The sequence below is a fragment of the Bartonella sp. DGB2 genome (genome assembly GCF_046843095.1).
Classification (GTDB): Bacteria; Pseudomonadota; Alphaproteobacteria; order Rhizobiales; family Rhizobiaceae; genus Bartonella.
The window spans coordinates 1-20863 of the sequence record NZ_CP177329.1 but is presented as its reverse complement, the minus strand read 5'-3'; the positions used below and the strand labels follow the sequence as shown (position 1 = coordinate 20863).

General features: G+C 46.7%; 28 protein-coding genes and 3 pseudogenes. 26 read left to right on the top strand and 5 right to left on the bottom strand.

The features are described 5' to 3' along the window. The first annotated feature begins 23 nt into the window (after window positions 1-23). From ACK28X_RS09520 to ACK28X_RS09505, 4 genes are all read left to right on the top strand, one after another. On the top strand, window positions 24-1103 hold the full coding sequence (locus ACK28X_RS09520) for a hypothetical protein (RefSeq protein WP_412058734.1): 1080 nt from the start codon (window positions 24-26) through the stop codon (window positions 1101-1103). A 143-nt stretch (window positions 1104-1246) separates the two neighbouring features. Beyond that, window positions 1247-1585: a hypothetical protein gene (locus tag ACK28X_RS09515; protein ID WP_412058225.1), complete on the top strand. Its 339-nt coding sequence runs from the start codon at window positions 1247-1249 to the stop codon at window positions 1583-1585. Then, window positions 1573-2076, top strand: coding sequence for a single-stranded DNA-binding protein (ssb, locus tag ACK28X_RS09510; RefSeq protein WP_412057081.1), 504 nt, complete (start codon window positions 1573-1575; stop codon window positions 2074-2076). Before ACK28X_RS09515 ends, ssb begins: the two co-directional genes overlap by 13 nt. A gap of 77 nt (window positions 2077-2153) precedes the next feature. Next, entirely contained in the window at window positions 2154-2768 is a 615-nt protein-coding gene (locus tag ACK28X_RS09505; RefSeq protein ID WP_412058591.1) for a hypothetical protein, read from the top strand. A gap of 1 nt (window position 2769) precedes the next feature. On the opposite strand, the gene ACK28X_RS09500 is transcribed toward ACK28X_RS09505, so the two are convergent. Continuing rightward, the gene (locus ACK28X_RS09500) at window positions 2770-2934 is read right to left on the bottom strand and encodes a hypothetical protein (protein WP_412058228.1); all 165 of its coding nucleotides are present in this window, start codon (window positions 2932-2934) and stop codon (window positions 2770-2772) included. Window positions 2935-3038: 104 nt separating this feature from the next. Between ACK28X_RS09500 and ACK28X_RS09495 the strand changes: the two genes are divergently transcribed. Together ACK28X_RS09495 and ACK28X_RS09490 are read left to right on the top strand one after the other, a co-directional pair. Beyond that, on the top strand, window positions 3039-3506 hold the full coding sequence (locus ACK28X_RS09495; protein WP_412058733.1) for a Panacea domain-containing protein: 468 nt from the start codon (window positions 3039-3041) through the stop codon (window positions 3504-3506). 377 nt (window positions 3507-3883) lie between these two features. Beyond that, a complete protein-coding gene (locus tag ACK28X_RS09490; RefSeq protein WP_412058732.1) occupies window positions 3884-4609 on the top strand; it encodes a Rha family transcriptional regulator in 726 nt (241 codons plus the stop codon). A gap of 63 nt (window positions 4610-4672) precedes the next feature. Here ACK28X_RS09490 and ACK28X_RS09485 read toward each other — a convergent pair whose 3' ends face one another. Together ACK28X_RS09485 and ACK28X_RS09480 are read right to left on the bottom strand one after the other, a co-directional pair. Next, window positions 4673-5101 carry a type II toxin-antitoxin system HicB family antitoxin gene (locus ACK28X_RS09485; RefSeq protein ID WP_412058731.1) on the bottom strand — a complete coding sequence of 143 codons (429 nt, stop codon included), beginning with the start codon at window positions 5099-5101 and terminating at the stop codon, window positions 4673-4675. Window positions 5102-5153: 52 nt separating this feature from the next. After that, on the bottom strand, window positions 5154-5345 hold the full coding sequence (locus ACK28X_RS09480) for a hypothetical protein (protein WP_412058730.1): 192 nt from the start codon (window positions 5343-5345) through the stop codon (window positions 5154-5156). 221 nt (window positions 5346-5566) lie between these two features. On the opposite strand from ACK28X_RS09480, the gene ACK28X_RS09475 reads away from it, so the two are divergent. The 11 genes and pseudogenes from ACK28X_RS09475 to ACK28X_RS09425 all read left to right on the top strand — a co-directional run bounded on the left by ACK28X_RS09475 (window position 5567) and on the right by ACK28X_RS09425 (window position 14282). Further along, entirely contained in the window at window positions 5567-6151 is a 585-nt protein-coding gene (locus ACK28X_RS09475) for a hypothetical protein (protein WP_412058233.1), read from the top strand. Window positions 6152-6261: 110 nt separating this feature from the next. Beyond that, the gene (locus ACK28X_RS09470; RefSeq protein ID WP_412058729.1) at window positions 6262-6465 is read left to right on the top strand and encodes a hypothetical protein; all 204 of its coding nucleotides are present in this window, start codon (window positions 6262-6264) and stop codon (window positions 6463-6465) included. After that, window positions 6462-6896: a hypothetical protein gene (locus ACK28X_RS09465; protein ID WP_412058728.1), complete on the top strand. Its 435-nt coding sequence runs from the start codon at window positions 6462-6464 to the stop codon at window positions 6894-6896. The genes ACK28X_RS09470 and ACK28X_RS09465 overlap by 4 nt, the downstream gene beginning before the upstream one ends. A 240-nt stretch (window positions 6897-7136) precedes the next feature. Further along, entirely contained in the window at window positions 7137-7712 is a 576-nt protein-coding gene (locus ACK28X_RS09460) for a hypothetical protein (protein WP_412057166.1), read from the top strand. A gap of 86 nt (window positions 7713-7798) precedes the next feature. Then, a pseudogene (locus ACK28X_RS09455) lies at window positions 7799-9699 on the top strand (phage terminase large subunit family protein). A gap of 12 nt (window positions 9700-9711) precedes the next feature. Continuing rightward, window positions 9712-10959 (top strand): phage portal protein, encoded by a 1248-nt coding sequence (locus ACK28X_RS09450; RefSeq protein ID WP_412058727.1) that lies wholly within the window; start codon window positions 9712-9714, stop codon window positions 10957-10959. Continuing rightward, the gene (locus ACK28X_RS09445; protein WP_412058726.1) at window positions 10953-11486 is read left to right on the top strand and encodes a hypothetical protein; all 534 of its coding nucleotides are present in this window, start codon (window positions 10953-10955) and stop codon (window positions 11484-11486) included. Before ACK28X_RS09450 ends, ACK28X_RS09445 begins: the two co-directional genes overlap by 7 nt. Before the next feature lie 16 nt (window positions 11487-11502). After that, window positions 11503-12579, top strand: a complete 1077-nt coding sequence (locus tag ACK28X_RS09440) for a S49 family peptidase (protein ID WP_412058725.1) — start codon at window positions 11503-11505, stop codon at window positions 12577-12579. 26 nt (window positions 12580-12605) lie between these two features. Then, window positions 12606-12830, top strand: a complete 225-nt coding sequence (locus ACK28X_RS09435) for a hypothetical protein (protein ID WP_412057172.1) — start codon at window positions 12606-12608, stop codon at window positions 12828-12830. 1 nt (window position 12831) lies between these two features. Beyond that, window positions 12832-13197, top strand: a complete 366-nt coding sequence (locus tag ACK28X_RS09430; RefSeq protein WP_412058602.1) for a head decoration protein — start codon at window positions 12832-12834, stop codon at window positions 13195-13197. A 13-nt stretch (window positions 13198-13210) separates the two neighbouring features. After that, window positions 13211-14282, top strand: a pseudogene (locus tag ACK28X_RS09425) (major capsid protein). A 10-nt stretch (window positions 14283-14292) separates the two neighbouring features. Here ACK28X_RS09425 and ACK28X_RS09420 read toward each other — a convergent pair. Both ACK28X_RS09420 and ACK28X_RS09415 read right to left on the bottom strand, forming a co-directional pair. Beyond that, window positions 14293-14566, bottom strand: a pseudogene (locus ACK28X_RS09420) (type II toxin-antitoxin system RelE family toxin). Beyond that, on the bottom strand, window positions 14550-14774 hold the full coding sequence (locus tag ACK28X_RS09415; RefSeq protein ID WP_412057176.1) for a DUF6290 family protein: 225 nt from the start codon (window positions 14772-14774) through the stop codon (window positions 14550-14552). The pseudogene ACK28X_RS09420 and the gene ACK28X_RS09415 overlap by 17 nt, the downstream one beginning before the upstream one ends. A gap of 94 nt (window positions 14775-14868) precedes the next feature. Between ACK28X_RS09415 and ACK28X_RS09410 the strand changes: the two genes are divergently transcribed. Genes ACK28X_RS09410 through ACK28X_RS09370 form a run of 9 tightly spaced genes read left to right on the top strand, consistent with a single transcriptional unit; the run spans window position 14869 to window position 20774 of the window. Then, window positions 14869-15990, top strand: coding sequence for a major capsid protein (locus ACK28X_RS09410; protein WP_412058603.1), 1122 nt, complete (start codon window positions 14869-14871; stop codon window positions 15988-15990). Then, window positions 15983-16312 carry a hypothetical protein gene (locus ACK28X_RS09405; protein WP_412057109.1) on the top strand — a complete coding sequence of 110 codons (330 nt, stop codon included), beginning with the start codon at window positions 15983-15985 and terminating at the stop codon, window positions 16310-16312. The genes ACK28X_RS09410 and ACK28X_RS09405 overlap by 8 nt, the downstream gene beginning before the upstream one ends. 16 nt (window positions 16313-16328) lie before the next feature. Continuing rightward, window positions 16329-16847 (top strand): hypothetical protein, encoded by a 519-nt coding sequence (locus tag ACK28X_RS09400; protein WP_412058038.1) that lies wholly within the window; start codon window positions 16329-16331, stop codon window positions 16845-16847. Continuing rightward, window positions 16848-17606, top strand: coding sequence for a phage baseplate assembly protein V (locus ACK28X_RS09395; RefSeq protein WP_412057181.1), 759 nt, complete (start codon window positions 16848-16850; stop codon window positions 17604-17606). A gap of 9 nt (window positions 17607-17615) precedes the next feature. After that, window positions 17616-17957: a hypothetical protein gene (locus tag ACK28X_RS09390; protein ID WP_412058724.1), complete on the top strand. Its 342-nt coding sequence runs from the start codon at window positions 17616-17618 to the stop codon at window positions 17955-17957. A gap of 40 nt (window positions 17958-17997) precedes the next feature. After that, on the top strand, window positions 17998-18243 hold the full coding sequence (locus ACK28X_RS09385; RefSeq protein WP_412058723.1) for a hypothetical protein: 246 nt from the start codon (window positions 17998-18000) through the stop codon (window positions 18241-18243). 38 nt (window positions 18244-18281) lie between these two features. After that, on the top strand, window positions 18282-18611 hold the full coding sequence (locus ACK28X_RS09380; RefSeq protein ID WP_412057183.1) for a GPW/gp25 family protein: 330 nt from the start codon (window positions 18282-18284) through the stop codon (window positions 18609-18611). Beyond that, a complete protein-coding gene (locus ACK28X_RS09375) occupies window positions 18608-19546 on the top strand; it encodes a baseplate J/gp47 family protein (RefSeq protein ID WP_412058604.1) in 939 nt (312 codons plus the stop codon). The genes ACK28X_RS09380 and ACK28X_RS09375 overlap by 4 nt, the downstream gene beginning before the upstream one ends. Further along, the gene (locus ACK28X_RS09370) at window positions 19533-20774 is read left to right on the top strand and encodes a phage tail protein I (protein WP_412058323.1); all 1242 of its coding nucleotides are present in this window, start codon (window positions 19533-19535) and stop codon (window positions 20772-20774) included. Before ACK28X_RS09375 ends, ACK28X_RS09370 begins: the two co-directional genes overlap by 14 nt. Window positions 20775-20863: the final 89 nt, after the last annotated feature.

The following is a 20863-nucleotide window of genomic DNA, read 5'->3' as shown; positions in this document are numbered from 1 at the left end:
ATGGCCAACCAATCAACAGCGCAATGGCGCTTGAGACCACGGACAGCATTAGCAAATCACCAGCAAAGCCGCCGGAGCCTTCGCAAGCCCAGCTACAAAAATCCGCGCTTGAGGAGGAGTTTGAGGGGATTTTTTGGGGAGAATACGGGCATAACGTCAACAAGAAAAAAGCGCGTGAAGCCTTCATCAAAGCCCGCAAGAAATACGATCTCAAGGTGATTATGGACGGGGTAAGGCGTTATAAAAATTCCCGAGAATACCACGAATTTCGGATGCACGCCGCTACCTTTCTCAACAATGCGCGCTGGAGTGATGATTTTACACCCTTAGGAACCAATTCCTCCGCTATGGGCTCTTATCCCACGCCTAAGCCTTCCAGTAATCGCCATGTAGCAGGCGCAAGCATTCTAGCCAATATCGAAACGTCAAAGCGTGTAATGCCGCGCTTGCAGAAATCCGCGAAAGGCTATTGGCCGATGCTAACCATTGAAACATTCCTAAGCCAACTCAACAGAATGGCCGCTTTGCTGCAATTAGAATTTACAGATCACTGGGGTGAATTACTTTATCACGAGCTTGCCCCGCTTTTTACCGATGAGGAATTCGCGAACGCGTGCAAGCAAATTCTGCACAATGAGCAAACCTACGGCAAAATGCCCAGCCCCGCGATCTTCGTCAAATATAGCCGCAGAAAGCAACCAACAGAGGACGTGCGCCATGAAATTGAGCGCGCACGTTTCATCAGCAAAGTATCTGAATATATTAGCTCTAATTTTATCTCGTCCTGTGAAAAAACAGTTTTCAATGAGTCTTTGACGCCCCGTGAATACGCTTGTTTGCGCCAATTTGGGGGGATTTCGGAGCTCTGGAAACAGGTCAATGATGAGAGGTTTTCTACGCACGTTGCGCATGTTTTACGCCGTGTCGGAGATGTTTTTTTTGACACGATCAGCAAAGTGGAAGAAGCAGAAACGTACTTATTGACCACACGTACCGAACACAAACAGCTAGGCGGTTTTGTTAAGCTTGGCAATGTCGTGAAGTTCTCACCGTCTTTGCAGAGCAAGAGCGAAAAAGATTTGAAAAAAAACGCGCAAGCGTAAATTAAGGAAAAGGAAAAATGACAAGTTTGAATATGGAGATCCGGCTTATTGAGAGGAACATCAAGGCACCAGAAGCAAAATCAACAGATCTTTAGTAACGTTTAAGTCGACGAGAAGGTACCGTATACGGATGAGGCAAAAACATGTTTAAACGCTCTATTAGAAACAAAACCATTGTCGCCACCCTATCGGGCTATGCCAACCATAAAGCAGGCGTACAACAAGTGTTCTACAACCTCTACGAGGACAAATACGGGCGGCGTTCCATGCAACGCTTTGAAGGCAAAACCTATAATTACACACCCTTTGGTGCTGATTTTAGCGTTGCGGCCTATGTTGATGCTTGGCTCCATGGCGGCTCTTTGCCACAAGCCGCTTTAGCAAAAAGCCAAGCCGAAGAAGCCGAAGACCTGCTTGATTTGGAAGAGATTACAGGCCTACAGCTATTTGCACAGAAGGAAACCACACAATGTCTAGCCTAAATAAAGTTATACTTATTGGCCATTTGGGCAGAGATCCAGAAATCAAAGCCATGCAAACGGGCGGACAAGTGGCTCTATTCTCATTAGCGACTAGTGAACGCTGGAAGGATAAGAACACGGGTGAGAAGCGCGAAAAGACCGAATGGCATCGGATTGTGATTTTTGACGAAAACCTTGTCAATATTGCCGCCTCTTATCTAAAAAAGGGAAGCCATATCTACGTAGAAGGGCAATTACAAACCCGCAAATGGAAAGACCAAAGCGGTGTGGAACATTACACCACAGAAGTTGTTTTACAGAAATACCGCGGTGTTATCCAAATGCTGGGTCAAGCAGGCAATCAAGGTCAAGACACACAGCAAGTCACAAGCCAAAAGCCCCCAGCTGGTGCTAGCACCATGACCTATGGCCAACACAGAGGCCAAACACAGGCATCCTATCAAGCGCCATTATCCTACGATGATCAACTCAATGATGAAATACCGTTTTAGAGAGGCAAACGATTGCAAAACGCGTGCTCATCATTGATTAATATTTTAATATCTCATCCAAGGAAAGCGAAACAAAGATGATTGATCCTGCACTGTTCAATTTACCATGGTTGACATTGGTCACATTAGCCTCTGGCTATGCTGGGTATCATATTGCCAATAACGGCATACACATGGATGATAGAACCGCAAACATCTTCTTCCCATCCCTTTGCTTTGGCTTGATTGGTGCGAGTTTTTATAAAGCCGCCGTGTATTTTGGTATGGTTGAACCTTTTCCGGCTATCCCTGCATTTTTGGGGACAATTATTATAAGCGCGCTTTGGCGTAAATATGTTCGCCTATGGTTTTATAAAATACTACGTAAGCTGGATATTAGTCACTGCGACCACACCCCTTCTGCTTGGATCCAGTTTAGCGAAACTCTAAATACGCGTTCCTATGAACTGAATGTTGTTTTAAAAGACGATACTTGCCTCCTATCCAGGGATCTATATCGCTTTGAAGATCTTCCCAATGGCCCCTACGCTTTGGGAGCGACAGGAGACATTGTGCTTTATGTGACTGATGCGCATAATCCTTTGCAAGACGAGTGGAGAGAGTATGATGAGGTATTGAACGAAGAGTTTGGCGCTTACGCGACTTACATTCCTGCTGATCAAATCAAAATGGTAAGCTTGCGGAGAAAATAGACTACTTCTTTTTAGATGAAGAAGAATGAGAAGGTATACGTGATGGCTTCTGCTGAGAGTTACTAGGGGATTGACCTCTTCCGGTGACGGTAGCTCCCCTTTCTACTTTTTGTCTATCGGTTAAAATTTTAGCAATTTTATCTGAAATTATGGTTTTTTTCTTCATGGAATCACCTTTCCTTCAAAATAAAGAAGAACATATTTTCTATAGCTAAGCAACATCGCACAATATCTAAATAAATAGCTTATGTATTAAGAGCGGGAATTACCATGGAAAGCGTTAAAACTTATGACTCCCGAACCGTTGCCTATAAGTTTTTAGACCTTAAAGAAAAAGAGGACGGCGGTGGTTTAACGCTTACGCAAGTTTTAAAACTTGTATATATCGCGCATGGTTGGACGTTAGGCATTTATCACCACCCGTTGATTAAAGATCATGTTCAAGCATGGACGTATGGCCCAGTCATACCGCATCTCTATGAAGCGATTAGGCGGTTTGGTAAATCAACGGTCAAGAAGGCCGCTTTAAAGACTGACGAGACATTAAATACAGAAGCAATTAAAATCATTGAATGGGTTTACAAACATTACGGGCATTTAAGTGACTATAAGCTCTCTGATATCACCCATGCAAAAGGCACTCCTTGGGAGCAAACCTATACAGGAGAATTTGGAACACCTATTAGTGATAAGTTGATTGAAACCTACTATCGTGGGTTATGGTGTAAGGCGAAATAAAGAAACTAAGTTTTTATTTATTTGAGAGATGCAAACGTATTAAGAGCGGGGAATTACCATGGAAAGCCTTTGGATTGGAGACTGACTTTATAGAGCCATAACCACCACGCTTGACAAAAATCCTAAAACCGCTATGTTGAGAGCAAGTGCCTAAGAAACACTTCAATCGTTAGCGGCTAAATAACCGAAATTATTTACCGTTCCGAACAATTCGACCTATTGCCATGCTTTTATGCATGCACCTTATGTCGGGTGTGGTTACACCATACAATACCTGCAAGGGGAAAGTGTAACGACGGACTAACGACCGTGTTTCTTAGCACCCGACGCCCTTATAGGCGTGAATAAGAAACTTTAATTTCGTTAGGAGTAAAACCATGACTGGTTCAGTGAATAATGCCAAAAAGGCAAAAAAGACTTCCCAAATAAAACAAGAGCTTTCGAAAGGCATAGACGCATCAGTGCTCACTATGTCTAGCCGCGAAATCGCAAAGCTGTGTAATAAACAACATCAACATGTAAAACGTGATATTGATGCAATGCTTTTAGAGTTACAAATAGATGCGTCCAAATTTGGACACATCTATAAAGATGCTCAAAACCGTAAACAAACTGAATATCTTTTACCCAAGCGCGAATGCTTGATCCTCGTTTCAGGTTACAGCACAGTGTTGCGGGCAAAGATTGTCGACCGTTGGTTAGAGCTGGAACAAGCAAATCAACCACAGCTACAATTGACGCAAGAAGCTGATACCGTCTATCGCCTTCCAGAAGACCGCACAAAGATACCGCTACGCATCAGAGACTGCATCGACAAACACGCCCAACAACTAGCCGCGCTATATCGGCTAGAAGCAGAGGCCTATTTGCTTAACCATGTTTACATGGGTGCCGTAGGCATATGGCGTGAGATATCCTTCTCAAAGGTCGAAGATCGCCTAAAGAAAGTTCTATGGCTAGATGTCATCGATAAAGAATTGGCCGAAATGCGCTCTGCTCATTATCTTCTTTTCAGAGCGCTAAGAGATATGATCACAAGAGACGTTAAGAAGCTGGAAGAACTACACCTTTCAGCACCTAACGAGCGCTTGCTTGTCGCTTAAGCGTAAACAACTTCCCCCGTCTTTAGGCGGGGGTTAGAAGTAGGTGAAGACTGCCACCACCGTTTATGCGGCCTCTTGTACCGATACAACCGCCTTTTTACCAAGTACGTTAAGCGCTTTCTCAAGCGTTTGGATTTTGGTTGGATGATTTGCATTTAGGATGCGGCGGGCTTCTACCTCTTTCTTATGAAGCCTTTTCGCAAGCTCTACCTTTGTAATCCCCGCCTCTTGAAAAGCGCGTATCGTTTCAAGCTTTAAAGCGTTCCAAACGTCCAAGCTAATAGGAGTTAGCCCTGCATGATTTAGCGATGGTGGTGGTGATTTCTCGCGCATATAATAGCTTCTTAAAGCCAACCCTAAAGCTTGCTGGGCATTAGCAAGTGCCTCGTTCCAATCATCCCCCGCAGTTATCGCTTCTGGCACATCAGGAAACGTAACGATATAGCCGCCATCGGGATCACGTTCGATTTTTGCATGATATGTATAATCCATTCGTTGTATCCTTTATCAAAACATAGTGGCACTTGAAAAACTATGCTAGGGGTCAAACCCCTAGCTGTTTTTTGACAATCTTCACATAAAGTGGGCTTAATTCACCAGACTTGATAACCGTTGATTTATCCGCGAAAAATACCACATAATGCGATCCTTTGCCTGCATCTTTCTCAACTTCAAACTTAACGCCCCTTATTCGAGCTTCTGTTCTCAGTTGGCGAAGTAACGCATCTCTTTTCAAGCGGCACCTCCTTTCATATTTTTACTATCGTACTTTTTTGTACGTAAGTCAAGTAAAAAAACATTTTCGTACGATTTCATGAGAAGTTTGCCGAAATATATTGTTTTAGAGGATTTTCATTAAGTCAGCGCCCCTAGACACCGTTCTCTTGTATCAATATATAGTGTGTGCCATTTATTAATACGTAATATATTGATATTATTAGGAGAAAGGAGCGAGGGATGGCAATTAAGAAGCGCAAGAAAGCGAGAGGTCGGCCACGGATTGAAGGCGTGGCTCGTGAACCTAGTGGACGGATATCGCGTTCAGGCCGTGGTTTTACACGTTGTGGTGCTAATGATAATGAACCAATCGATTTACTAGCCCTAAGGATGCGTGCAAAGCATGCAGGCCTATCATTGGAAGATGCGAAGAACCCATTAGCGGCAACTTCTATTGGCCGTTTGCGTTTGCTAGGACGTGAGCAAGGGTTGAGTGAAGCGCAATACGACGCCGCCGAAAAGTATTTACAGGTGCGCAATAATTATCTTTGTGCAAAGGGTTTTGCTCATGGCTATTATGATAGACCACAAAGCCAAGACTTTACAGGAACTGTAGAAGAATGGGTTATCAAATGCACCAAACGGTGGCAAGATGCGCGGCTCGCTCTTAAAGAAGCGCAGTTTGATAACCCCGATGACAATCTATTCGCGGCCATTCAGTATATCGTTGAGGATGATATGGATGTATCACATTTGGTAGGTGCTCTCCGTTTAGCTCTCAACGCTTTGTCGCGCCATTTTTTACTTGACAAAAGCATGTCATAAATAGAAACTGACATTAGGTGCTGTGAAGATTTCCGCCTAAATTTTGGTTCGACTTTGTAACGAACATTTTCACTTACCTTTCCCGACAATGCAGTGCATAGAGGTGATCCATGGCGTTCAGTAACGACGAGGCTGTCACTGTGCGCTTTGATCTAAAAGACGCCAATAACATGTTGGATGTCTTAGGTGAGACGCAATTACACAAAGTAGCAAGCGCCTCTATCAATAATACGCTTAGCAAGGCGCGTACCAAAACAATCACCATGATCCGCAAGAAAGCGGGGTACCTGCTAAATACCGCAAGAACTATTTGAATGATAAGGTGAGGCGTTCAGCGAAAGCTACGCCCCAGCAACTCTATTCTAAGATGATTGTGCTCTATGGAGATATCCCGCTTAAGCTGTTTAAGCATGAGGAGCAAGCAAGCATCGGTATGCAGGTTGAACTGCTTGGTGGCAAGCAGATGTTTGCAGGCTATTTTGATCATGGCGGCACCTTCCCCAACCGTACGCCGCTAAAGCCTAAATTAAACAATCATGTATTCATGCGCGATCCAAGCAAGACTAAGCGTGTGCGCTTAGCTAATGGTAAGACAAAACTTGTGCCGCGTTTGATCAGGCCTCTAGGTGTTAATGCCGCATCAATTATAACCCGCGATGGTATGCAGGCTAAAGTAGCGCAGATGGTTAGCACGATGTTTCAAGAGACCATGCAGAAGAACATCAACAAGGCTCTGCTTAAGTGAAGTGGGTTTAATTTTCCAATAATTAGAAAAATATTCTAATATTGCCAAGGTACTTCCCGCGGGGGGGGCATAGGCGGGTCGATGCGCAGCGCGATATTTTTCTAGCGTCAGGGATTTTTAAATCACTTAACTTGTTAACTCATTGAAACAAAATACAATTATTTGACGCTAATTTTGTTGGGATTATCGTAGCTATTTTGCAAAGCATTTCTATGCGGCTTTTGGAGATTTTTTACAAAAATGTCAGAGCTAGAATTAGAAAATAATTCCAATGTAAAAGAGCGACGCGCCCTATTCTCTAAGCGTCTAGGGGTTAGCAAGGCCTATATAACCCAACTTGTAAAGAAGGGTTTGCCCACAAGCGATGATGGTCAATTCATCCTCGTTGATGAAGCTTTAGCATGGATTAAAGCCAACATTGCGCCCGCCTATAAAAAGAGTAAAGTCGGTGAAGTTGTTAACCTTGATCTTAACGAAGTTAAGTCGCGCTTAACTCTTGCCCAAGCAGAGAAGGTAGAATTTGAACTTAAGGTCAAGAAGCAGGACTATGTGCCGATAGATTATGCTAAGCGGCAGGCATTTGTATTTGCCCGTAGCTGTCGTGATATGCTGATGTTGTTTCCAAGCCGCCACAGTGGTGATATTGCCAGCGCGTTAGAGTGTGACCATAACAAGGTTGCCATAGTTTTAGAACAGCATATGCGCGATGCTTTGATAGAGCTTGATACGATTCCTATGCCTGATTTTGCAAAAGTCGACGAAGAAGAGGAAAGCGACAATGTTCAGAACACCAGTGAATATGAAGCAACAGAATGAGGCTCTGACCAAAATTTGCAAAGCCCTTCAGGAAGGGATAATGCCTGACCCCATAGGCCTGCGTCCCAGAGGTGATGGGGTTGAACATGAGCATAAACAAGGATTACCAAGCCCGAAACCTCGTTAAGCTTTGGGCAGCCTTTAAAGAAGGGTTTCGCTCTGACCCCGCCTATACGGTGTCTCAATGGGCGGACGTCCATCGTTATTTGTCGACACAAGCAAGTGCAGAAGCTGGCCTATGGCGGACATCAAGAACGCCTTATCTGCGCGAGATCATGGACAATCTGTCGAGCTATTCAAGCATTGAGACGACGGTTGTTATGAAGGGCGCGCAAATTGGTATGTCAGAAGCGGCGCTAAACTTCTGCGGTTATGCCATACACCATTCGCCTGGCCCCATTCTGTATGTGATGCCTACGGTAGATATGGCAAAGAAGCTCTCAAAGATGCGTGTTGAGCATATGATACGCAACAGCAAGGCTTTGTCAGAGCGCATTGCCCCACCACGCGCGCGCGATAGCGGCAATACGCTGTTTATGAAGGAGTTTGCAGGCGGTTCATTAAACTTGACGGGTGCTAATTCAGCGGTGGGCTTGCGCTCTATGTCTATTCGTTATTTGGTGCTTGATGAGGTTGATGGGTATCCGTTTAATGTTGATGATGAAGGCGATCCCATTACCCTTGCTCTTCGTCGTACGGCAAGCTACCCGCGGCGTAAATATTTATGCTCTCAACGCCAGCAAGCCTTGAGACCAGCCGTATTAAAGCCGAATTCGAGAAGGGTGATCAGCGTTATTATAACGTTGCCTGTAAAGAGTGTCATGAGCTACAACCTATTACGTGGGCACAGATCCGCTGGCCTGAAGACAAGCCTGAGGAGGCCCACTTTTTTTGCGCCCATTGTGGTGCTATTCATGAGGAACATCACAAAGCGGCGTTGCTGAGCGAAGCCAATGGCGCGCGTTGGGTAGCAACCAAACAGAGCCGCTATAACAACTTTCGCTCCTATCACCTATCGGCGCTTTATTCGCCATGGTTTACGTGGGGCGAATGCGCACGCGCATTTCTAGAGGCCAAGGACCCTGCCAAACTACAATCCTTTGTCAATACTGTATTGGGCGAACCTTGGGAAGAGTATGATGCTGGGGGAACGGATGCTAGCGCGCTTTACGCTTTGCGCGAAGAATACCCACTCTTACCGCCGCAGGTGGCCATTCTAACCTGTGGTGTTGATGTGCAACCTGATCGCTTGGAGTTGGAGCTTGTTGGCTGGGGGCGTGATGAAGAGAGCTGGAACATTGATTATAAAATCTTTTTGGGCGACCCATCGGCAGCAGAGGTTTGGCACCATCTAGATACGTATCTTAGTAGGCGTTGGCCCCATCCTGCTTTAGACAATGGTCTGCTGATCCATGCGACGTGTGTTGATACGGGGGGCTCAAATACGCAAGCGGTGTATGATTATGTGCGACCGCGTCAAGGCCATAATATATGGGGCATTAAAGGGAGTAGTAATAGTACGTCTACCGTGTGGCCCAAACGACCAACCCACAACAATAATGGAAAGATCAATCTTTATGTCATTGGTGTGAGCGCCGCTAAAGATATGGTTATGGCGCGTCTTAAAAGGACGGGGCCTGATGCTGTTGGCTATGGTGCCTGCCACTTCCATATCGAGCGTGACTTAGAATACTTCCAGCAATTAACAGCAGAGCGCAAAAAGACAAAATATAGCAAGGGTCAACCAAAGATAGACTGGGTAAAGGCCAATAATGCCCGCAATGAGGCATTGGATTGCCGCGTCTATGCCTATGCGGCGCTATGCGGCTTATCGGCGATGGGGATATCCTTAGAGCAACAAGCGCAAGCTTTAGAACAGAAGATGATAGAGCGCGGCCTATCCTTTGATAAGGACGAAGTTCTTGCCCCGCCAGCACCACCTATACGGCGGCGGCCGCGTATGATGAGAAGTTCGTATATGCTATGAACGAGGTTTGATATGCAAGACATAGAGGCGCGGTTAAAGCGGCTAAGACAGCAGCGTGATGCGCTGGCAGAAGGCCTTTATTCTGCCGCCCAATCTATACGCCATGGCGACAAGCAGATCTATAACCGCTCGGTGAGCGAGAATAAGCTATCATTGGCGGCTTTGGATGCAGAAATCGCCCAATTAGAAGGCCGCCCGAAAGCGCGCCTCTTTTATATCGCGGCAGGCAGGCCGTTATTAATGGCAGGTATTATTAAGCGGATGGCCAACGCCTTTCAGGTGATGGTTGGCAGTGGACCCTATTTTGATGCGGCAAGCCGTAGCCGCCGCTTACGTGGCTTTATCCCCACAAAGACTCACATTAATAGGGCGATCCAAGCCGAAGGCCAAACCGTTCTTGCTCGCTCCCGTAGCCTTTATGATAATAATAGCATCTATGGTGCGGCGGTTGATGAATGGGTATCAGCGGCGGTCAATGATGGGATTAAGCCTGTACCACGCATCAAAGGCTTTGAAGCCCAAAAGCGCGCATTAGAGAATTTGTGGTGGCAGTGGGTTGATGAGGCTGATTATGAGGGGGTTAGTGATTTTTACGGGATGCAGGCCACCATTGCCCGCGAAGTGTTTCTTGCGGGTGAAGTCTTTGTGCGCTTGCGCCCTGTTCCGCTAGACGCGTGTAGCGCTGTTCCGCTCAAGCTAGAAATCTATCCTGCAGAGCTATTGGATGTAACCTATGATGGCCCCGCAGAAATACCTGGGCATCATATCCGCATGGGCATTGAATTTAATGCATTTGGTGATCGCATTGCCTACCATTTTTTCCGCTATCATCCCTATGACATAGTACCCAATGGAAGGCTTGCAGAGGGAATGCAAGAGCGGGTACGCATAGAAGCCCCCTATATCATCCATATTAAAGAACGCCGACAAGCCCAACAATTGCGCGGCACACCAAAGATCACCCGCAGTATGGTGCAATTGTTTCAATTGGCCGCTTATGATGATGCTGAGCTTGATCGCAAAAAGACCACAGCGCTTTTTACCGCTTTTATTTTAGGTGGTGAGAGTAATCCGCTCACCCCAGATGTACAAGCGGAGCGCACTATGAATACAGCCTCCCTAGCCGGTGGTGAAGGAGACACCATTGAACTGGCTCCAGGCTTGGTTACGGTATTAGAGAATGGCCAAGATATTCGCTTTTCTGCGCCCGCCGAGGTGGGCGGCTCTCTTATGAACCGTTTCAATACCGCAATTTGTTAAAAATCTGCGCTGGTCTGAACATGCCCTATTCAACGGTGAGCGGCGATGTGACGCGGGGCAATTTCTCCAATGTGCGCACATCCATTATTCAGTTTCGTCGCCATATTAGGCAATGGCGAGCCAATGTCATGGCCTTTCAATTAAACCGCATCGTGTGGAAGCGCTTTGTGGAAATGGCTGTATTGGTGGGTGCCATAGACTTACCCGACTATGATCACAATCCCTTACCTTGGTTGCAATCAGAGAGCCATGCCGCGCAATTGGAAATGGTCGATCCGTTAAAGGACATCGCCGCCGAGAAGGAAGAAATCCGTGCGGGTCTAAAAAGCTTAACGCAAGCCTTAAATGAGCGTGGCTATAGTCGCGATGATATTTACACAGAGATTGAAGAAGAGCGAAGCGAAGCACTAAGGCGTGGTCTGCATTTTGATACTGAGACCCCAGCCCCCACAACCGTCCTGCTTGATGATGATGATAGCAATGACGAAGATAAACAAAACGCTCTCATATCTGAGAATGCGGCCTAAAGCGATAGGGTATCAGATGGACTTTGTGCATTGTCTTGCGCGGCTCTATAACCGCCCGCATATGATTACCCCAGAAAAGCTAGACACAATCTTGAGCGCGCTTTCGCCGCGCCTTACAGGGCAAATCGGTGCCTTTATCAAGAATAGTGATGAGACACGCTTGCCTGAAGCACATCAAGTAGTGGACGGCATCGCTATTCTTCCTGTTCATGGCACTTTGGTGCGCCGTGGCGGCTTTATGGCCGCACAATCGGGGCTAACCTCTTATGATGGCTTGCGGGCAAGCTTTATAGAAGCGGTGAGCGCACCGGATGTGCGCGCTGTTTTACTTGATATTGATAGCTATGGCGGTGAAGCGGGCGGCGTCTTTGATCTTGTGGAGGAGTGGCGTGCTTTATCGCGTAGCTATCAAAAACCTATTTGGGCGCATGCTAATGAAATGGCCTGTTCAGCCGCCTATGCCATCAGTTGTGCGGCTGAGCAAATATGGCTAAGCCGGACAAGTGATGTGGGCTCTATCGGGGTGGTAACAGCCCATATGGATCAATCTAAGGCGGATGCAAAAGAAGGGCTGCGCTGGACTTACATATTTGCGGGGGAAAATAAAGTAGATGGCAATCCGCATGAACCCTTAAGCGATGGCGCACGGGCTAAAATCCAAGAGGATTGCGATACGCTCTATCATATGTTTGTCGATCTGGTGGCAAAGGCGCGCAAATGTTCACGCCAGCAGATCATTGATACACGTGCCGACACATTTTTAGGACAAGAGGCACTCACACAGGGCTTGGCTGATCGTCTTGGAACATTTGATACAGCTTTACAACAACTCATAGAGACCACAAAAACGCAAGAAGGACAAAACGTATGGCTTACCGAAACTACCGCCTCGAGCAAAATGATGACGATGCAATCGAAAAAAAACGCAAAGACACCCTGCCTGATGAAGAAGAAGACGACGAGGACGACACAGGTGATGAAGAACAAGACGACGATGAAGAACGCGACTCCGGCGAAAGCACCGATCCAGAAGATGACGAAGAAGAAGACAAGAAAGACAAGCCGCAAGGCCGCCCTAGCAAGGCTGGGATAAAGCACGAGCGCCAGCGCTGTGCCCGCTTGCTTGCAATAGAGAAACAAGCGCAGAGCCTTGGAGCACGCTTTAACGCTCAAGCGGCTATCGATAAGCGGCTGAGCGTAGAACAAGCCCAACAGCATGTTCTAGACGCCTTAGTAGAAGCTAGCTGCAGTAAAACAATCTCTCCTTATGCAAACACAAGTGCGGGCGAGATCAGCCAATCAAAGAAACTCAGCATCTGGAAATGGAAAAAAGGGAAAGTGTAGAATGGCAAATGTTCTTTATGAAGGGCGCCGCACGGGCGCCTATCTCATTAGCGACGATATCCACCTTTCCCGTGAAAGCGTCACCTTTGCCGCGGGAGATCAAGTAGAGGCAGGCACGGTGATGGCCAAGCTTGTTGGCAATGGCCAGTATGTGCCGCTAAACCCAACGGCAACCGATGGTAGCGAAGTAGCAAGCGCTATTGCCTATGACAATGTTGAGCCTTCATCCACACCGCGGCGCGCTGTTGTTACGCTACGGCAAACGGCGGTCAAAGCATCGGAGCTAATTTGGCCAAAAAAAATAACAACAGAGCAACGTCAAAAAGCCATAGATGCCTTGGCGTTAGCAACCATCATTTTACGCTAAAGGACAAAGCCCCATGCAAATAGATATCTTTAATGATGATGCCTTTTCGGCAATAAACATGACCAAAGCACTGGATTATTATGATTTTAAGCCAGATCTCATTGGCTCTCTTAAGCTGTTTGATGATGTGCCTATTTCCACAACCCATGTGGCCATTGAACGACGCAATAACCAATTGCAAATCATTCGTACATCAGAGCGCGGTGCACCACTGGAAGAAGCGGGACGCGAGCGCCGATATCCGTGCATTTAGAACGGTGCGTCTTGCCAAGGGCAATACTTTGTCTGCCTCTGAAATCCAAAACGTACGGGCTTTTGGCAGTGAGAGCGAATTAGAAACCGCCATTGAATATATATCGCGCGCTCAAGATCGCCTAACAAGCGATATGGAAGTAACCCTTGAAAGCCATATGTTTGGTGCAATCCAAGGGGTTGTTCTTGATGCTGATGGCTCGGTGATTATTGATTGGTTTAAGGAATGGGGTATCACCCCTCCCCAAGATATTAACTTTGCTTTGGATAGCGAAACAACGCAAGTTGAGCGCATTTGTCGTGAGATTATTCGGACAATGCAACGGGCTTCAAAAGGGGCTTATCGTTTAGGCTCTAGTGTCATAGGGCTTTGTGGCGATAAGTTTTTTGATGATCTCACCAACCATAAAACCGTGCGTGAAACGTTTCTCAATACCCAAAATGCCCAAACCCTTAACCGCTCTTTTGGAGCGGCGACCGCATCGGTACTACAAAGCGGTTCTTTTGCAAGTTTTGACTATGGTGGCATCCGCTTTATCAACTATCGTGGCGTTGATGATTATGACGATAAAGCACAAGCAGGTACAAAACGTGCTTTAGGGATTAGACCTAATGAATGCCAATTTGTGCCCGTTAATACACCTGGGGTGTTCCAACAGGCCTTCTCGCCTTGTGAGAGCTTTGCCTTTGCTAATACCATCGGCCGCCCCCTTTACTCAATGCTCATCCGCGACATAGCGCGTGATTTTTGGGTGCGACCTGAAGTCTATAGCTACCCCCTCTTTATCTGTACACGCCCCGAAATGCTCATCAAAGGCGTGACAAAGAAATAAACCATTAGAGCTAGCGGTAAATAGCGCGGCGATTACCAACGCGTAAAACAACAATGGTAAGAGTTTTATCCTCTATATTAGCAATAATACGGTAATCGCCGATACGGTATTTCCAGAACTCGCCCAAACGATTCCCCCTTAATGCCTCGCCTATGCTACGGGGGGGGGTTATCAAGGGGTGCTATGCGCTCATGAAGAACTGTTAAAATCCGCTGTGCTACTTGTTTATCAAGCTTTTTTAACTCTCGCACAGCCGCGGGAACGAATTCAATGGCCCATGTCATAATCAGCCAAAACATCTTTTAGAGGTATTGCCTTGCTTTTACCTGAGCGTAATTCCGTCATCCTTTGTTCAGCTAGATAAAGGTCTTCGAGATCATCAATATAATTATTTAGAGCTTCTCGTAGATAAAAAGACTTACTACGCCCCGTTTGCTTCGCTAATTGGGAGAGCCTTTGTTCTAAGTCTTCGGGTAATCGCACTGCTAGCATGAACGTTCTCTCTCTCATAATTAGTGCCCTTGTCATACATGTATAACATAGTACTACAACAAAGGCAATTAAACAAAACGCTTTAGGATGAACAATGGATAGGTTGCAAGTATTGTCTGCGCTTGGGCTGGATAACATTTCTGCTGAGACTGGTGCTCAAGAGATTATCGGGCTTGAGGTAAAAGACGATGTCATTCGCCCTATTGAGCGGGGGGTGTTGCACGCGCAAGTAGCTTCTGTGCAAGAGAAGACGCGCTCTATCATCATCCATGGTTTTGTACGCGAGGCCTTGATTACCTTAGACCCATTGCAAGATGGGTCTAAGCTTTCTGCTCAAGAGATTGATAAGGTCTTATTGACAAAGGCCAAAGCGGCCATTCCTGCCCTTATCGAAAACATGGACCTAATCTTTGAGATCTTTCGCTTTGGTGCCATGCAAGGCGTAGTTTATGACGTGAATGGCAGTGTATTGGTTGATTGGTTTGATGTTTTTGGCATTAAGCGGCCAGAGCCTATCCAATTTAACCTTGATGATAGTGACACAGACATTGCAAGTCTTTGTAGCCATGTGATAGAGGCGATGAAACGCGCCTGCCATGGTGCCTTCCCCACAAATGGAAGTGCCCTTGCCCTATGTGGAGAGGCATTTTACGATGCGCTTATCCAGCACCCACAGGTACAGGCTCAGGCCATTGAGGGCGGCTTTACCTATGGTGGTATTACATTCATGGATTATCATGGCGTTAGTGATTATGAGGGACGTGCGCGCTTTGGCATACCCGATGCAATCGGTATGAAGTCCAATGAATGTCAATTCATCCCGCAAGGGATGGGAGGGCTTTTTTACGAGATCTTCACGCGCAACGACGCGGTAGAAGGCGCTCATGATAGCGTGCTTGAGATGTATACAGAGGTTTTCATGGGTGATGCGCAAACCCCGTGGATACGGCCGCGTATTTCTAGCAATGGTTTGTTTATTTGTGCTCAGCCGCAAATGTTATTGCGCGGCATTGGATTTTCTAAGGCGCCAGAAACAGCTAAAGCCAAGCCACCTGCATCAAAAAATGTAAAAGGCTTTTTTAAAGGCCTTGGTGTGTTTGAAACGCGCCTATGCAATGCCCCTTTTGTTGATATCCATGATGGAGACAACATAATAAAAATTATTCCCCTTGATCGGCTTGGTGCACAGAGCAATAGCAGGCTTAATCATGATTGAGAACTGGAACGCTAACCTTAAGGCCATGAATGATGTCTTATGTGAGACCTTTGGCAGGGCTCTAACCTATACACGCAAAACTACGGGCGAAGTTTTTAGCATAAGCGCCATTTATGATGAGACCTATGCGCAAGACCCCGTCTATGGCACAACAGATTTTACCAATCCTATTAAAATGCTTGATATTCGCCTTAGCGATATAGGCGGTGCCCCCAAACAAGGTGATAGGGTTGTTTTGGATCAGGAGACCTTCATCATTAGTGATGTGATCACCTCGACCAGCGGTATGATGAAAGTGGCTTTAGTAGAAGACCACGCCTGATAGGAAGCGCTATAATATGAGCACCCATCGCCTACTTATTCGCAACACGATTATTGACCTGCTTAAGGCTGGAAACACCATAGCTGGCAAGAATGTGTTTGCGCAACGGGCGTTTGCGCTTAACAAAGATATATTCCCTGCTCTACTTGTTTACACATTAGGTGAGGATTTAGACCTTGAGCAAGTGCAAGACTACGGTATGCGGCGGCGTACCCTGCATATAGCGATTGAATGTTGCATAGCGGGCTATGAGCAGGAAGATGATATGGATCGTTTGACATGGGATGTCGAAACCATTCTCTATCAAGCGCCTAATCTTAATAGATTGGTAGAAAGCTGCTTATTGACCCAATGGGAGTATCATGGGGGCGCAAAAGGAACGACACTTGCCCTTTGGGCGACCCTTTATTACGACATCATCTATTGCACCCATATGGCGCCAAGCGATGAAGCGGTAGTGGTGCACAGCGTGCGCTATAGCTATGAGCCCGATACGGGGCTTTCGCACCGCAATGATTATCAAGAGGCTTTATAGATGTATAGCGAGTTGTATCGTCGTCTCATTGATTTAGAGCGGCGCGTTGCTGGTTTAGTGGTGGTTGGTAGTGTATCACAAGCCAATCATGAGAATGGGCGCTACCGTGTTAAAAGTGGTGACCTTGAGACCGATTGGTTGCCCGATATACAGCCGCGTGCGGGCAAGACCCGCCAATGGAGCGGGCGTGATGTGGGCGAGCAAGTTGTTATGGCGTGTCCAAGCGGTGATTTGGCGCAAGGGGTGATTGTAGGGGCGCTTGCGACCGAGACTACTCAAGCGGCCGATAAAGGCAACCTACACCGCACCGTTTATCCTGATGGAAGCCAAATAGAGTATGATGATGAACGCCATAGCTATACAATGACCATTGCGGACAAAGGCACATTTGATGTGTCTATTAGCAGTGGTGGCGGCTTTAGCCTTGCCATTGAGGGCGGCGCTAAGATCAGCGCTAAGGATGGCGTGCTAGAGATTTACGCGCCGCGTGGCATTATGCTTACTACCGATGAAACGATCGGGATTAATGCACAAGCTATGCAAACAAAACTGCCCAAAGGCATTAGCATTAAAACTGATGGTGATTTGGGGATAGAAGCACAAAATGTAACCACCAAAGCCGCAAATCAAATGCGCCTACAAGCAGGTGGTGTCGCCATTCAATCAGGCACGCTTAGCCATAATGGTAGCAATATTGGGCAAAGCCACGTGCATGGTGGCGTTGCGGTCGGTGGCTCTATCACTACCTCAGCGCAATAGAGAGATAGTATGAGCGATCCTGTATTGTTTCTTCTAGTCTGGCAGATATGGGCTATATTAGCTTGTGGATACGTTGGGTATCATATTGCCAATAACGGCATACACACGGATGATAGAACCGCAAACATCTTCTTTCCATCCCTTTGCTTTGGCTTGATTGGTGCGAGTTTTTATAAAGCCGCCGTGTATTTTGGTATGGCTGAACCTTTTCCGGCTATCCCTGCGTTTTTTGGGACAATTATTATAAGCGCGCTTTGGCGTAAATATTTTCGCCTATGGTTTTATAAAATATTACGTAAGTTGGATATTAGTCACTGCGACCACACCCCCCTTCTCTTGGATCCAGTTTAGCGAAACTCTAAATGCGCGTCCTCAGGAAATTAATGTTGTTTTGAAAGATGATACTACCCTTGTATCAAGAGGTCTTCATCGTTTTGTAAACCTTCCTAACGGTCCCTATGCTTTGGGGGCGACAGGCGACGTAGTGCTTTATATTACGCATTCAATGGCCCCTGCCCAAGAAGACTGGATAGAATATGAAGATGTTTTACACAAAGAAGCAGGTGCTTACGCGACTTACATTCCTGCTGATCAGATCAAAATGGTAAGCTTGAGAAGAACGTGCGCGACTTCTTAGAATTCCCAGCGCAATAGAGAGATATTATGTTGATTGGCATGGATAGAGAGAGTGGAAAGCCGCTTTCTGGTATGGATCATCTGCGGCAATCGCTGATTGATATTTTAATGACTGCTAAAGGAAGCCGTGTGATGCGTCGCGCCTATGGTAGCGATGTAGCGCGCTTACTTGACCAGCCAGTGAATGCATTTTTTGCTGTGGATCTGTATATGGCTGTAGCCCAAGCGCTTAAAGAATATGAGCCGCGTTTAAAGCTGAACACGATCTCTTATACTATGCCCCAAGCGGGCTGTGTTGAGATCAGTTTTGACGGGCTTTACATGCCAAGCGGCAAGCCTATTAAAATGGAAGGGCTGGTTTTACAATGAGCCAAAACGCCTATTTCCATACATTAGACTTAACGCAAATTCCTGCCCCTGACTTTGTTGAAGAGGTCTCTTATGAAGCCATTCGCCAAGCTGCCATTGCTAAGTTAAAAGCGTTAGAGCCAAATTATAGTGTGCTTGAGAGCGATCCCGCAATTAAGGTGATTGAAGCCTTTTGCTATCGGGAGTTTTTATTGCGCCAACGCATTAACGATGCGGCACGCGCTAATAATATTGTGAGCGCGCGCGGACATGACCTTGATGTTATGGGTGCTTTTGCCAATGTTATGCGCCTTGATAGAGAGACGGACGCGCGCTTTCGCTCGCGCATTCAGCAAGCACTAAGCGGCCTTTCAACCGCTGGTCCAAGACGGGCTTATTTGTTCCACACGATGAGCGTTTCAACAGCGATTGTGCATGCTAATGTTGATAGTCAGAACTTAGGTGAGGTGAACATTAGCCTTCTTGCTTATGAAGATGTGAAGGATGGTACAGAAGAAGAAACGGTGATCGGGCGTGCTTTATTTGCTCAACCAGAGCAAAGCGCGTTTACACGTATCCTTTGCCGCCCCGATCATGAGATTTTAAAGATGGTGCGTGCGCGTTTAAACCAAGAGGATTTACGCCCTTTAACCGATCATGTTGTGGTATCTATGGCGGTTCCAAAGCCTTATTCTATTGCCGCCAAGCTTACAATTTATCCCGGTCCCGACCAAGGCGTTGTGAAAGAGCAATCCCTAAAGCGCTTAAAAGCCTATTTGCAAGAGGTGCAAAAGGTTGGTTATAGCGCAACGCGTTCTGGCCTTATTGCCGCTCTAACAAGCACAGGCATTCAAAATGTGGTGCTTGAAGCGCCAAGCGTTGATCAGCTTTGTAAGAGTTTCGAAATCGCTGTAGCCACAGATATCGCGGTGGAGATTGACCATGTCAGCGTTTAGTTCGCTTCTGCCGGCAAGGTCAACAGCCTTTGAGCGCAATCTAGAACAAGCAACAAGCTTTCCAAGCTTACCGATTGATGCTTTGGCTGATTTTACCAATCCTGATGCTATTGCGGAACATCTCTTGCCATGGCTGGCGTTTCGCTTTGGCATTGAGATATGGAATGACCAATGGACGATCGCCCAAAAGCGCCAAGTCATTGCCCGCGCCTTTGAACTCCAGCGCATTAAAGGCACGGCGGCAGGATTAAAAACCTATATTGCCTTGGTTGGTAGTGAACTACGCCAAATTGTCACACCCCCGCAACGGATGTTTTTGTCAGAAGGCATGAGCAAAGACAAGCTAGAGGCGTGGCATAGCGAGCAACCACAAATCCGCATTCGCTTTGTAAAAGAGCGGTTTCTTGCCCAAGGTGAGGCCTTTTGTGGGCAGGGCTTTTTAAACCATAGTTTTCTATTGCCATCGCGCGCACGCCAATTTTATGGGCGGCGCGCTAGTTTGTGGCAGAATGGTAAGGAGACACCGCTTACCAAAATTGACTTACCCGCAAGGCAAAAGCAGCGTGTTGAGCGCTTTCTGTTAGCAGGTGAGGCTGGACAGGGCGCCTTCTTAGGCAAGATGGGGCGTAGCTTTTTAGGTGTTTGTAAGAGAGAGCCACAAATTATCACAATACGCCAAGACGTGGATTACTATGATCAAACCTCGCCCCTATGGCCTAATGGGGTGAGCGCCTCTCTTGAACCTATGGACGTGCGACCTAAGCGGATGTCAAGCAAAGGCGAGGATGCCTATGGCATGTTTTGTGGCAAAGGAACAACGCGTTTTCTAGGGCGCAACTTTTTATTGCCCTCCAAAGCCCATGAGATGATCTATGACTCTATTGCGCTTTATGAGCAAAAGCCAACATGGGCTAAGCGCACTACCGGTGCTTTTCTTGGCCATTGCCGCCTTTCTATGCCCGCCTATCAGGCAGAAGTGGCTATTGATTTAAAGGTTAAGAGCCGGCCACGCAGTAGTTTCTTGGGGGTGAGCTTTTTAGGAAAGAGCTTTTTATACACGAAAGACCACAGCCAAATGCAACAGGTCGCGCGCGCTATTGCCCTTTCCAAAGCACAACGCGACCAAATTTTGGTGACATGGCAAACCACGCGTCCCCGCCGCTTTGATGACCAAACACCGCTTAATGGATCGGTGCGGTTTAATAGCGCGCTACCCTTTCAGCTTTAGGAGTATTTTATGGAAAAGACCGCCATCTTTTATCCACAACAACAAATGACCTCAGACTCTCTCAATAATATTGGTGAGTTTGCGCGCGA